The 14510-nt window shown below is 71.1% G+C and carries 3 protein-coding genes; 1 reads left to right on the top strand and 2 read right to left on the bottom strand.

The window, feature by feature from the left end:
- Positions 1 to 36: 36 nt before the first annotated feature.
- On the bottom strand, positions 37 to 10542 hold the full coding sequence (locus tag ACFQV6_RS34960) for an amino acid adenylation domain-containing protein (protein WP_378031946.1): 10506 nt from the start codon (positions 10540 to 10542) through the stop codon (positions 37 to 39).
- A 25-nt stretch (positions 10543 to 10567) separates the two neighbouring features.
- The gene (locus ACFQV6_RS34965; protein WP_378031947.1) at positions 10568 to 12031 is read right to left on the bottom strand and encodes a sugar transferase; all 1464 of its coding nucleotides are present in this window, start codon (positions 12029 to 12031) and stop codon (positions 10568 to 10570) included.
- 390 nt (positions 12032 to 12421) lie between these two features.
- Between ACFQV6_RS34965 and ACFQV6_RS34970 the strand changes: the two genes are divergently transcribed.
- On the top strand, positions 12422 to 13507 hold the full coding sequence (locus ACFQV6_RS34970) for an LCP family protein (RefSeq protein ID WP_378031948.1): 1086 nt from the start codon (positions 12422 to 12424) through the stop codon (positions 13505 to 13507).
- The last annotated feature ends 1003 nt before the right edge of the window (positions 13508 to 14510 follow it).

Consider the following 14510-nt stretch of genomic DNA (forward strand, 5'->3'; position numbering starts at 1 on the left):
GTGCACCTTTCCACGTTGGGGGTGGCGTGCGCCGGGTCATAGCCGGTGGCTGAGCAGGTGCAGCGGTGCGGCTCGGATGCCGGCCGCGTCGAGTGCTGCCCAGTAGGCGTCGGCAAGGTGAGCGTCGACCGGGCCGGAGACCAGCGGGAGGTCCGGCGTGACCGCTTGCAGCAGCGATTCGAGCTGGCAGGAGGCGATGGCGCCGGGCAGGCCGGGGCGGGTCGAGAGTGGAAGGCCCGGTGTCATCGCGCGGTCGGTGGGGCCGCAGTCCAGCAGGCCGCCGCCGACTACCAGGACGTCTCCCAAGTCCCGCATCCGGGCGAGGGCGCGGCTGGCGTCGAAGCAGTGTGGGAAGGAGTCGTCCACCAGGATCGTGCCTGGGCGGAGCCGGTCGACGTCCACGGTGCCGGGACCGCCGCTGGTCGCCGCCACGATGAGGTCGGCGGCGTAGACCTCGTCCGGAGCGGACGGCGTGGCCGCCACGACGGTGATCGGGCCCGGATAGCCGGCGGTCCGGAGTTCGGCGGCGAGGGCGGTGAGCCGGGTGGCTGCGGCCGGCAGGTCACAGAGCACGAGCGCGGCTGGTGGCTGTGCGGCGCGGGACAGGAGAAGGTGCAGGGAGGACGTACCGATCGAACCGGCGCCTACGACGGCCAGGACGCACTCCGGGAGTTTCCGGTCCTGGGCGGTGAGTGCGGCGAACGTGGTGCGGACGACCGAGGCCGCGGTGACGGCGTGGCCGGTGGTGACCCGGACGCCGGAGCGCACCAGGGCGGTGACGGCGGTCCCGTAGCCGGTGCTCGCGGGGATCATGCCGGCCAGCGAGACGGTACGGGCGCCGTGGGCGGCGGCCAGATCAACGGCGGCGGCGGTGTCAGCGGCGAGGCCGTCGCCGAGTTCGTCGGCGAACCGGGGTACGCAGACGAAGGCGGAGCGGCCGAGCGGGGTGGTGACCGTTTCCAGCAGTCGTGGGGAGCCGTCCGGGAACAGGAGTGCCCGGATGGTTTCGCGGTCGAGGCCGGGCAGCAGGGTGCGTACCTCTGGTGGCAGGTCCGTGGCCAGGGCCGCGAGTTGCGCGGGGGCCGGGAGGTAACCGATCAGCGCGGCATCCAGCTGATCAGCAGGCGACGCGGCTTGCGCTGCCTGGCGCGTGGGTGGCGCGGCGGGCTCCGCCGGTTGGTGATGGCGCGCCGCGGCGGTTTCGAGGTCGGTGCGCAGGTCGGTCAGCAGGCGGTTGAGCAGGGCCGGGGGGATTCGGCCGCGCAGGCTCAGGCGTAGGCCGGCGGCGGTGGGGCGGACGGCGAGCAGGACGTCGGTGCCGGGGGGTGGGGAGAGGTCGGTGTCCGATTCGGGCCAGGAGAGGTGGAGGGTGTCGCCGCGGATCGGGCCGAGGGCGTCGAAGTCGAGGTAGGTGAAGAAGTACTGCCAGCCTTCGGGGGCGGTGAAGACGCGGGAGCGGGCTTCGGTGACGGCGGCGGCCATGCGGCGTAGGTCGGCGGGGAACTCGGTGGGTGGGCCGGGGCGGACAGCGACGGCGGTGGCGCACGGGCCGAACAGGTGGGCTAGATCGGACAGGGCATGGTCGCGGCCGGTGACCGCGACACCCACGACCGGGTCACGGTCGGCGGGAGACGGATCGGTGTGGCCGGTGAGGGGCGGAGCGGTGAGGCGGGCGAGGGCGCGGTGGTAAGCCGTGAGTACTGGCGCGAACGGGGTCACGCCCGCCGCGGTGGCCAGTTCGTGTAGGGCGGTGACGATGGCTGGACCGAGGGTGGCGCCGACTGACGTGACGGGGCCGGTGTCGAAGCTGATCCGGTCCTGCGGGACGGGTGTTGGGGTCAGGGCGCTGAGCAGGCGGGCGTAGTCGCGGAAGGTGGAGCGCGGCGGGGGGAGCGTGCCGCCGTCATAAACGGTCAGCAGTTCACGGAGCAGCAGCGCCACGCTGTAGCCGTCGCCGATCAGATGGTGCGCGTGCGTCAGCAGGACGTGCTCGTCCGGGCCGAGGCGCAGCAGGCGTAGCCGGACCAGCGGCCAGGACGCCGGGTCGAAGGTGTGTGCCCGTTCGGCGGTGATCTCCTCGTCCACGGGTCCGGGGTTCGGCTCGTAGCCGACGAGCAGGCGGGGGATGTGGGGGAGTTCCTGCTGGAGCGGTGGGTGGAAGACGGTGCGCAGCATCGGGTGCCGGGCCACGAGTACGTCGACGGCCTGCTGGAAACGGTCCGGGTCGAGGGGGCCGTGCAGGCGAGGTGCTGCCAGCCAGGTCGACGGGGTGCCGATGGCGTCGGCCAGGAGGAAACCGCGCTGGGTGAGGGTGAGCGGGTAGGCGCCGGCGGATTCGGCCGTGGTCGGCTCCGGCTGCTCGGTGGCGGTGGCGGTGGCGGTGGCGGTGGCGGTGGCGGTGGGGGTGGCGGTCGCGTCGATGATCGCGGCCAGCTCAGCGAGGGTCCGGTGCTGGTAGACGACGGTCGGCCGGGGGAGGGCCGGGAGGTCGGTCTCGAGGGCGGCGAACATCTCCAGTACGCCGATCGAGTCACCGCCGAGCGCGAAATAGTCGTCGTCCCGGCTCACCTGTTCCAGGCCGAGCTGACGGGACCAGACCTGGGCCAGAAGCCGCTCGGTCGCGGTGACGGCATGATCGATCTTGGCGGCGGTGCGGTCGATCTTGCCGGTGGGGGTCTCCGGGAGAGCCGGCATGATTTCGAAGCGGGCCGGGACCAGGTAGGAGGGGAGCAGGCCTTCGAGGTACGCGCGCAGCTCAGCCCCGCTCGGATCGGTGCCCTCACGGGGCTGGACCCAGGCGACCAGGCGGGAGCCGTCGACGCGTACGGCGGTGCGGTCCACGGCCGGATGCCCGTGCAGGACGGCCGCGACCTCACCCGGCTCGACGCGGTACCCGTGGATCTTCACCTGGTCGTCGGCCCGGCCACGGAACCAGAACAGCCCGTCCTCGTCCCGCACCGCCAGGTCACCACTGCGGTACCAGCGCTGCCCCTCCCGCTCGACGAAAGCCCTGGCCGTCTGCTCCGGATCGTCCAGATACCCCTCAGCCACGCCGATCCCGCCGATGTGGAGCTCCCCGGCCTCACCCGGGGCGCACGGCCGCCCGTCCTCGCCGACCACCTCGGCCAGGGCACCGCCGACCGGGCGCCCGATCGGCAGGCGCAGGACGTCGTCACCGGGACGCTCGCTGATCACGTGGTAGGTGGCGTTGATGGTGGTCTCGGTCGGGCCGTAGAGGTTGGCGATCCGCTGACCGGAGCCGAACAGGTCGAACCATCGGCGCACGTGCGCGGGGGAGAGCTCTTCGCCGCCGACGTGGACCCAGCGCAGGGCGGACAGGTCCGGCTTCTGCTTCTCCGCGGCGATGAGGAGCCGCTCCCACAGGGTCGGTACCGAGCTCCAGACGGTGACCCGGTCCCTCTGCACGCGGGCCAGCAGTTCAGCCGGGTCGCGGACGACGTCCCGGTCCCAGGCGACGACGGTGGCGCCGACGAGCAGCGGGGCGAGCAGCTGCCGTACCGAGGCGTCGAAGCAGATCGACGCGGTCTGCGCGAGCCGGTCGCCGGCGCGGTAGCCGAAGGTCGCCACGGACCAGTCGAGGTAGTTCGCCATCGCGCGGTGGGTGACCGGCACACCCTTGGGGCGGCCGGTCGAACCGGAGGTGAAGATGACGTACGCGGTCTGCTCCGGGCGCGTGGCCACCGGGGGCGGCGCGGCGGGGGATGCGGTGCCGGCTTCGGTGGAGGCCTCGACGACGGTGAAGCTGCCGAGAGCCCGGGCCGCGTCGCGGGTGGAGGGATCACCGACGACCACGTCGGCGCCGGCGCGGGTCAGCTGCGCGGACAGGCGGGCCGGCGGGTGGGCGGCGTCCAGCGGAACCCAGGCGGCGCCGGCCTTGAGGATGGCGACGACGCCGATGACGGTCGCCGCTCCCGACCCGGTGAGCAGGCCGATCCGGCGGGCGCCGGTGGAGGCAGAGTGGGCGCCCGTGGCGGTCAGGCGGGCGGCGAGGTGGTCGGAGGCCAGGTCGAGCTCGAGGTAGGTGAGCGGGGTGCCGTTGGTGAGGACCGCTGTCGCTTCGGGGGTGAGGCGGCACTGGGCACGGATGCGCTCGACGATCGGCACGGTCTCCCGCGAGGGCGGCGTGGCATGGGCTATAGCGGTCAGCTCGGCCAGGTGGTCGGCAGCCAGGCGTTCCACTGTCGCCCTCTGGAACAGCGACTCCGGGTAGTTCCAGGAGAAGTGCAGGGCGCCGCTCGCCTCGAAACAGACCAAGCCCAGGCGGGTCGCGGCGGACGCTGTACCGGCGGTGGTCGCCACCACGTGCTCCGCTGTCGCACCCGCGCCGGGGAACCTCGCGAAGCTGAAACTCGCCGGGCTCGCGGTCCGCGGTCCGGCGCCTCCCACCGCCAGCATCCGCGCTATGTCCACCGTGGAGACCGAACCGTGCTGCTCAGCCGCCAGCCACGCCTGACGGAGCCGATCGGCGAGTGCCTCGGCCGGCTCGTCGGCGGAGACGTGGGCGAGGATCGGCAGGGTGTCCGCGAACGGCCCGGCCATCCGGTCCACTCCGGCCAGGCGAGCGGTGCGCCCGGCGCGAGCCACCGCGACCGGCACGGCCGCCTGGCCACTCCACCGCGCCAGGCAGCGGACGTAACCGGCCAGGAGAAGATGGAACAACGACACACCGGCGGTGCGGGCTTTATCGGTCAGGAGTGCGGTGAGTGCCGGGTCGGCCTCCTCCTGATGTACGGCGTACGGCGCTTGCGGACCGGCTTCCGGGTCACCATCGACAGGAAGACCCAGCCAGGGGTACGACGTGAGCCTCTCCCGCCAGAAAGCGAGATCGTCCTCCGCCGGTGCGGTGCGCGCCGCCTCGTGATCGGCGAACGTGGCACGGGGCGGTTCGGGCAGCTCAGCACCGGCGTACAGGGACCAGAGCTCGTCGCCGAGGACCGCGATGCTGTACCCGTCGGCGGCGGCGTGATGCACGACCAGGATCACGTGTGCCCGGCTCCGGTCAGCGGCCAGCACGGCACGGATCGGAGCCTCCCGCGTCAGGTCGAAGGTCCGGTTGCGCAGTACGGCGTCCAGCTCCTCGACCGGCCCGGTCAGCGTGGTCTCGGTGAACCAGTCCGGCCGTCCGCTGCCCGGTGCCGCGACATACTGGCCGTCCGGCCCGAACCGCACCCGCAGCATGGGATGGCGCCGCTCCAGCTCGGCGAAGGCGCGACCCAGCCGGTCCGGATCGACAGGTCCGGTCACGGTCTGCCTGACGTACGCGTACGCCGGCACTGTGGGGTAAAGACGCCCGGTGGTGTGGAAGGCAAGCTGAACCGGGCTCAGCGGGAAGATCTGCCCGCCGGTCAGGTGGCGGGCGAGCTCGGCGGTGGTCCGGTGCTCGAAGAAGAGGGTGGTCGAGAGCGTTCGGCCGAGCCGGGTCTCCAGGGCTTTGACCAGGTCGACGGCGGTCAGGGAGTCGAGGCCGAGCGCCAGGAACGGTTCGTCGGGTCCGATGGTCTCCGGCTGCCGTTCGAGGGGGTCGGCCAGGAGCTCCCGGACGATTGCCACGATCTCGTCGTATCCGGCTCCGGTGGGTGTGGTTGCCGGTGCGGTCTTCGCCGGGGGTGCGGCGGGCTCTTCGGCCTGTCCTGGGCTTTGGTTCGTTGTCGCGGTGACCAGCACCTGCGGGGTGTTGAGGGCGGCGGCGGCGCTGAGGATGTCCGGAACCTGGTCGAGGGGCAGCGTGTTGCCGCCGGCTTGCATGCCGGTCACGGCCATGCCGCCGCCGGAGAGGGGTGGAAGGTTGACGGAGACGAAGCGGCGGCCGGCTTTCTGTTCGGCTGCGGCGAACGCGTCGAGGTAGGCGTTGCCGGCTACGTAGTCGCCCAGGGCTCCGGCCAGGCCCGGGTGGACGGAGGAGATCGAGGACAGAGCGATGAACAGCGGGTTCTGCCCGTGGAGGGCCTCGGTGAGGAGGCGGGTGCCGTGGACCTTGGCGGCGAGGCTGTCGGTGATCTCGGCGGGAGTCTTTGAGCGGAGGCTGCCGGGGCGGACCACCCCCGCTGCCTGGATGACGACGTCGAACTCGCGGCCGGCGGTCAGGGCGGTCACGTCGGCGGGGTCGGTGATGTCGGCTGCCTGGTAGGTGGCTGTCGCGCCGAGGGTGCGGAGTTCGGCGAGAAGGCCGGTGGGTGCGGGGGACCGCCCGGTCAGGAGGAGGTGGGGGTGGCCGCGGCGGGCCAGGTGGCGGGCGATCGTGGCGCCGGTGGCTCCGGCTCCGCCGACGATGAGGTAGCGGCCGTCAAGGGGGAGGGTGACGGGGGTGGCTGTCGGAGGGATGGCTGCCGGAGGGGCGGCTGTCGGAGGGGCGGCGAAGTCGCGGGTCAGGCGGCGGCCGTTGCGCCAGGCTACGAGTTGGGCGGGGCCGGGGTGAGGGGGATCGGCGGCCTCCTGGGTCAGGGCGGCGCGGTGGAGTTCTTGGGTGTCGGTTGAGGAGAGGTCGATCAGGCGTACGCCGAGATCTGGATTTTCGTCGGCCAGGGCCATCACCAAGCCGGACCAGATCGCGTGGGTGGGGTCTGGGGTTTCGGCGCCTGCGCCGGTGGTGTGGACGTCGTGGGTGACCACCAGGAGATGGCCGGATCGGGGAGCGGTCGTCAGCGCGGTGGCCGCGGAGGTTACGACGGTGCCGAAGGGTGTGGAGCTGTCGGCGGGAGTGGCGGTCAGGACGGTGACGGGGGCGGGGTTCGGGGCGGGAGACAGGGCTGGGGCATCTACCCATCGGGGGAGGGAGAGGGTGGGGTCGGTGATCCAGTAGCGGCGGCGCTGGAAGGGGTAGGTGGGTAGTGGGACGCGGCGGGTGCCCTTGTCGAGGTGGGTGCGGTCGAGGGGGACGCCGCGGAGCCACAGGTGGGCGGCTGTGGAGAGCAGGGCGTGGGTGGTGGTGCCGGCTGGGCGTACATCTGCGTTGTCGTAACCGGCGGCATGCAGCTCGGCGACCTCGGGTGCGCGCCCGATCGGCGCTACCCGGGGGACGGATGTCAAATGGTCGGCCAAGTCACCTTGGACGATTGCGGCGAATCGGTAGGGGCCGTCGTCGCGGGCGGTGGAGGCGGTTGCGCACACGTCGGATTCGTGTAGTTCCGGGTGGTTGTGGAGGTGTTCGGCGAGGTTGGTGGCGGCGGCCTGCAGGGCGTCGGGGGAGTGGGCCGACAGGGTGAGCAGATGGGGTCCGGCGGGGTGCGTCTGCGGGGTGGGCTGGGTCTGCGGGGCTGGCTGCGTCTGCGGGGCGGCGGAGAGGATTGCGTGGGCGTTGGTGCCGCCGAAGCCGAAGCTGTTGACGCCGGCTATTAGAGGGCCGTCCCAGGGGCGCCGTTGGGTCACCACTTCGAAGCCGGCGGCGGCCAGGTCGAATCGGTCCGACGGGCGTTCGTGGTGCAGCGACGGTGGGAGCTCTCGGTGGTGCAGTGCGAGCACTACCTTGACCAGCGCGGGCATACCGGCGGCGTTCAGCAGGTGACCGATATTGGTCTTCACCGAGCCGAGCAGGCGCTTCCGGTGGCCGGGCAGTGGGGAGAAGGCGTGCGCGAGCGATCTGGCCTCGATCGGGTCACCCACGGGGGTCCCGGTGCCGTGGGCTTCCACATAGGAGACATGTGCGGGATCTACACCCGAGTTCCGGTACGCCTGGGCGATCACTTCCTGCTGCACGAGAGGGTTCGGCGCCATCAGACTCAGTGAGCGGCCGTCGTTGTTGACAGCGGTGCCGCGAACAACGGCGAGCACCTCGGCGCTGCCGGCACCCCTGTCGGCGTCGGCGTCGGCGCCGGCGGCGGCTTCGGCTTCGGTGAGGCGGGTCAGTACCAGGGCGGCGCCGCCCTCGCCGGGTACGAAGCCGTCGGCGTCCGCGTCGAACGCTCGGCATCGGCCGGTGGGTGAGAGCGCCTGGGCGGCCCTGAGCAGGCGTTCGCCGGTTGCGGTCAGGTTGAGGTTGACGCCGCCGACCACCGCGACGTCGCAGTCGCCGGCGGTCAGGCTCAGGCGGGCCAGGTGCAGGGCCATCAGCGCGGACGAGCAGGCGGTGTCGACGGCGAGGGCCGGTCCGTGGAGGTCGAGCAGGTGCGCCACCCGGGCGGCGGTGAGGTTGCGCAGCGTGCCGGTGAGGGCGTGCGGGCCGGGGTCGGCGCCGGCCAGCAGCTCCGGGTAGCCGCTTTCGCCTACGGCGGCGAAGATTCCGATCCGGCGTTGGTGGCGGCGGGGTCCCGCGTATCCGGCGCGCTCCAGCGCCTCGTGTGCCAGCTCCAGGAAGATCCGCGCATGCGGGTCGAGGTGGCGGGCCTCGGCGTCGCTGATACCGAAATAGCCGGCGTCGAACTGGGCCGGATCGGACAGGAACGCCCCGTGGCCGCCGCCGGACCAACGGGTCACCGGGGTGACGCTGTCGCGGCCGGCGAGGAGGTTCGCCCAGAACTGCTCGGGTGTGTCAGCGTCGGGGAACCGGCATGCCATTCCGATGATCGCGATGTCCGTACTGGTCACGGCCGGTTCGGGTGTTGCGGCTCGGCCGGCTTTTCCGGCGGCCGCTCCGGATGTTGTGGCGGGTTGCGCCGGTGCGGCGAGGGCGGCCAGGAGGAGGTCGGCCAGGGCGGGAACGGTCGCGCCGTCGCGCAACAAGACCGGGCTCAGGGTACGGCCGACAGCGTCCTCGAGGCCGGCCAGCACCTCCATGGCGGCCAGCGACGAACCGCCGATCGCCAGGAAGCGGTCCTCGGGCCCGATGTGCTCCGCCGGGATTCGCAGGACGCGGGCCCACTCCGCGCGGACCGTCTCCTCGACCTCTTTGCGGGTCCACAGCGCTGTGTGCGGTCGTGCGGTGCTGTCGCCCGCCGGCACTTCGACCTCGGGCCGGGCTCGTTCTATTTCGGGCTGGGTTCGTTCTATTTCGGGCCGGATGCGGTCTCGCAGGGCCTGGCGGCGCAACTTTCCGCTGGTGGTGCGCGCGAACGCGCCGTTCGGCACGACGTCGAGCTCGACTCCGTCGTACCCCAGCGCCTCTGCCACGCGCGACCGCGCACGGACCGCAACCTCAGGATCGGCCCGGACCGCCGACGCGGCCAGGAAGAGCACGACCCGCTCGCGGCCGGTCGCCGGATCGGTGGTGCCGACCACCGCGATCGGGCCCGTGGCCAGGCCCGGAGTGCCGGCCGCCACCTCCTCCAGATCGGGCGCGTGGAAGTTCCGGCCGTGCACGAACAGCACGTCCTTGTGCCTGCCCGTCACACACAGTCGCCCGTCCCGGAGAAATCCGAGATCACCGGTGCGCAGCCAGCCGTCGGCGAACGCCTCAGCGGTGGCTTCCGGATCACCGTGATAGCCCCGGGTGACGTTCGGGCCGCGGAGCTGGATGTGGCCGACGAGACCGTTCTCGATCGGCTCCCCGGTGTCGTCGGTGACCCGGATCTCGCAGCCGGGCACGGGACGGCCGACGTCCATGAACTCCACCGCGGGCGCGCCGGGTGCCGCGTCCACCGCGACACCACGGGCGAGCGCGGCCCGGCTCAGCCGATGCGGGCGGGCCAGCTCGCCCATCGGCGGGCAGGAGACGGCGACGGTCGCCTCGGCCAGGCCGTAGACCGGCTGGAGTGCGTGCGGGTCGAGCTTCGCTCGGCTCAGCCTGTCCGCGAATGATCGCCAGACGGACGGCGAGATCGGTTCCGCGCCGACCATCATCAGCCGGACGCTGCTCAGGTCGAGGCCGTCGAGCACCTCGTCGCTCACCCGGCGGACGGTCAGGGCGAGCGCGAAGTTCGCCGCGGACAGGATGGTCGCGCGGTGCCGGGCGGCGGTCCGCAGCCACAGCTCGGGGCGCTTCGCGAAGGCGAGCGGGCTGATCCGTACCTGCTTGCACCGCAGGTGGAGCGGGACCAGGTGGGTGCCGATCAGGCCCATGTCGTGGAAGTAGGGCATCCACGTGACCACGACGTCGGACGGGCCGGCGCCGGCGGCGAGCCGGGCCTGCTCGAGGTTGGCGGTGAGGTTGCCGTGGGTGAGCTCGACACCCTTGGGGGTGCCGGTGCTGCCCGACGAGAACTGGAGGAACGCCAGGTCGGCGGGGCTTGCGGCGAAGGGCTCGGCGAGCGGGGTGGCGGCGCGTAACGCGGAAAGGTCCAGCCGCCGGGCGCCGTCGAGGGCGCCGGCCAGGGCTGCGTCCAATGCGGCGTCGCCGGCCAATGGCGGCCGGCCGAGCAGGTGCCAGACTCCGGCCAGGCGGTCCGGTTCCGGAGGCAGGGGTACGGCCACGACGCCCGCCAGGACCGCGCCCCAGAAGAGCGGCAGGAACTCGGCGCTGTCGTCGGCGACGATCAGTAACGGATCACCCGCGGACAGCCCGGCCTGGCGGAGGCCACCACCTATGCGGAGAGCGGCTGCGTACAGCTGCGCGTAGGTGGTGATCCGCTCGCCACCGGAGCCGTCGACGTGGACAACGACCTGGTCCGGCGCTTCCGTGGCGGCACGCACCAGCACGTTGATCATCGTCATGAGCGGAACCCTACCGACGGTACGGTCAGCGGCCTCCGGCGCGGAAGACCTCGCTCACCGTACGCAAAACGACCTTGACGTCGAGCCAGAGTGACCAGTTCTCGATGTAGTAGTTGTCGAACCGCGCCCGATCGGAGATCGGGGTGTCCCCGCGCAGGCCACTGACCTGGGCCAGACCGGTCAGGCCGACCGGAACCCGATGCCGCATCGCATACTCCGGGTAATCGACCGAGAACCTGTCGACGAAGTACGGCCGCTCCGGTCGCGGGCCGACGATGCTCATGTCGCCGCGCAGCACGTTCCACAGTTGCGGCAGTTCATCCAGGGAGGTTCGCCGCATGAACCGGCCGATCGGGCCGACCCGCGGATCGTCGCCGATGTTCCAGTTGGTCTGCGACTCCTTCTCGTCGGCGGGCCGCATCGAGCGGAACTTGAGCACGTTGAACGGCTTGCCGTAACGGCCGACCCGCTGCTGCCGGAAGATGATGCCCCGGCCGCCCTCCAGGAACGTGGCGATCGCGCACAGCAGCAGAATCGGGCTGAGCAGCAACAGGGCCACTGTGGCGACAAGCAGGTCGGAGGTGCGCTTCACCGCGAACCTCGGGCCGTCGAGCACCGGGCGCCGCAGCCGGACCACCGGGATCGCGCCGATGTGGTCGGGCGCGCCGGTGCCCTGCGGGAACTCGCGCAGGCGGGGCACCATCCACAGGTCACAATCGCGCAGGCCGGGCGCGAGCACCGTACGCAAGAGTTTGCTCTCGGGTGTGTCCACGTCGGCGATGATGACCACGTCGCACTCGGTCTGCTGGACGAGTTTCTCCAGCTCGTTGAGCTTGCCGACGAACGGCATGCTCTCCTTGCTGTCGTGACCGGTCCGGGCCACGTCGACGAAGCCGCCGAACCGCAGGCCGTACTGCGGGTAGCGGCGCAGCAGCCGGGCCAGCTCGATGGCGACCGGTCCACCGCCGACGATGATGGCGCTGTGCTCCACCCAGCGGCGGCGGCGTGCCATCAGGACCACCATGCGGCTCACCGCACGCGCGGGCAGTAGCAGTACGGCGGAGATCGCGGCCAGGCGCAGGAAACCGTCCACGTTGTCGATCGAGTCGTGCCGGATGGCCACCACCATGGCGACGATGCCGGTGCCGGTCAGCATCCGCAGGTAGAGGCTGGGAAGTTCGTCGAGGACACTCAGGTGCCGGCGTGCCCGGTACAGGCCGCCGACGGCGAAGACACCGACGGTGACGAACGCGGTGGCGACCGTGGCCTTCCAGAACTGCTGGCTCCAGGCCAGCGGCGCGAGGAAGGCGACGAGGTCGCCGGGCAGGGTGAGCATCCAGGCACGCAGCGGCCGGGTGCGTTTGGCGGAGGCGGAGGCGAGGTACGGCAGGACGACAGTGGAGCCGAGATCCCCGTCGGGGACGATGAGCCGCTCGGTCTCCGGGTCGTCCTTGGCGGCGCCGCCGGTGCGCTGGGCCGGGATCGACAATTGACGACCCTCCTGTGACGGCGTCCACCAGCCGAACGAGCCATTGTGCCTTTGCTCGCCCGGATCGCCGGCGGAGATTTCCGTTGGCTGATGGCCCGGAAGCGCCGGGCCAATGTGTTGGATCATCGAATCCCCCGTGCGATGAACACGGTTCGACTACCGTGATCGAGGCGGATCGTAAAGGTTCAGATCAGTCGATGCCACCCCGGTACCTGGCATTTGTAGTCTTTGCCCAGTTCGTTTTCATCCCGGAAACGTGCCTAAGGGTGTGATCTTCACCATTGATGTCCGGCGAAGCATGCGCGTTTTCCACGGCATCGCCCGGTGTCCGCTGCTCACGGTCCACGAGCGGCCCCATTCCGGCTTGCGTGCGTCAGTAGCATCGTCGCCATGCCGACCCGACAGCCGATCTACGACTCGGACTCCACCGCGGTGATGGAGCCGGTCGACACCCCGGAACCGGGGAAGCACGCGGAGCGCAAGCCGCGTAAGAAGTGGAAAATCGCACTGATCATCCTGCTTGTGCCGATCGTCCTCGCCGGGATCGGCCTCGCGGGCGGCGCGTGGTACCTGAAGTCCGTCGAAGGCGACCTGGACCGGGTCGACGCGTTCGACCAGGTACCCGAGGCGACCCGCCCGCAGAAGGAAGCCGCCGCCGGCGAGGCCAAGAACTTCCTGCTGCTCGGCAGCGACTCCCGCGACCCGGAGAACGACGGCGGCTCACGCAGCGACACGATCATCGTGCTGCACGTGACGAAGGACCAGAACGCCGCCCAGCTGATCTCCATCCCGCGCGACACCTGGGTACACATCCCCAAGTCGGCCGACGGCAAGCACGGCAACACCAACGCCAAGATCAATGCGGCGTTCGCGTGGGGCGGCGTGCCGCTGATGGTGCAAACTGTCGAGGACTACACCACCGTCCGGATCGACCACGTCGCGCTCGTGGACTTCGCCGGGTTCAAGGAGATCGTCGACGCGCTCGGCGGGGTGGAGGTCGACGTCGAGACGTCGTTCACCTCGACGCACTCGCTGAACGCCAACAGCATCCGAAAATTCGAGAAGGGCCCGCAGGAGATGGACGGCGCCGCGGCGCTGGACTACGCCCGCGAGCGGTACGCGTTCAAGGACGGCGACTTCGCCCGCATCCGCCACCAGCAGCAGGTCATCAAGGCGATCCTGAACAAGGCCGTGTCCGGTGGCGTGCTCACCAACCCGGGCCGGCTGAACTCGTTCCTCAAGGCGACCACGAACACGGTGAGCGTCGACAAGGACATGAACATGGTCGACATGGCGATGGACCTGCGCCACCTGCGCAGCGAGAACCTGGGCTTCTACACCAGCCCGACGAAGGGCACCGGCATGATCGGCAGCCAGAGCGTGGTGCTGCCGGACAAGGCGAAGGCGAAAGCCCTGTTCACCGCCGTACGCAAGGACGACGCGTCCACGATCAAGTCCCTCGCCGAGGCTAAGTAGCGGGTTGCGTGGGGTTTCTGGGCCGCTCTCCGGAGCGGCCCAGCCCCGTTCCGCCTCCGGCCCGTTCCTGCCCGGCCGCGGCTCCGCCCGCCGTGCTGCGTTTCGCCCGCCGGGTCGCGCTTCCGCCCGCCTTGCCTGCGCCGGCCGTATCTTGGGGCGCCCGGCCTGCGCCGATCGTGTTTGTGTCTGTCTGCCGTGTCCGTGTGGGCGCGTCCCGTTCTCCGCTCTTCGCGCACTCTCGCGAGGGGGACGGTTTGGGGCAGGGATGGCCACGCAGGGCGGTCAGGCTTGATCCCTGCGTGGACCATCCCTGCCCCAAACCTTGCCTGGTTGCGGTTGGCGAGGCGGCTCCAGCCAGGCGAATCGATGGGCGCGAGAGCGGCATACACCCGCGAGATCTGGCCGAATAAGATCATCCGGCGGTGCCCTGATGCGGCTATTTCGTGCACGTCGCTGAATGGCTGAATAACTGCTGGGGGAAGCGATTCCGACGCGTCTCGCGAAGTGTTAACCCGCGCGCCGAATAGTCGTAATCAGCAATCTGCGTGAGAGCCACTTTCCGCTTTGCCGCGATTTTCGCTCCACCATGCCTCGCATCGGCGACTTGAGGACGAACGTTCCCATGCCCCGCCCTGATCTCCTGACCCACCCCGCTTCACCCCGCTTCACCCCGCTTCGCCCCGCTTCGCTCGGCCGCCCGTGCCGCCCCGGCCTGGCCTGGCTCGGCGGGGGCTTGCGGTGGCTGGGTTGGGTGTCTGGGCTACGGCTCGATCGGGCTCGGCCGGTATCCAAGCATGTAACGCGGGCGCCATGGGGTGCGTCAGTGCCAGCCGGGATACGCGTCGGGGGGGGTGAGCCCTGGCACTGACCACTTCGGACGGGCATGGGCCGATCGCTGGGGGCCTCCGTGCAACGGTCGCTCGGCTCGCTCGGCTCGGCTCGGCTGGTCGTCAGAGGTGCCTTGGGGCCGCGTTGGGGCGCCGCTCAAGGCCAGCTGAGGGTG

This window comes from Actinoplanes sp. GCM10030250 (assembly GCF_042666575.1).
In the GTDB taxonomy this organism is placed as follows: Bacteria; Actinomycetota; Actinomycetes; order Mycobacteriales; family Micromonosporaceae; genus Actinoplanes.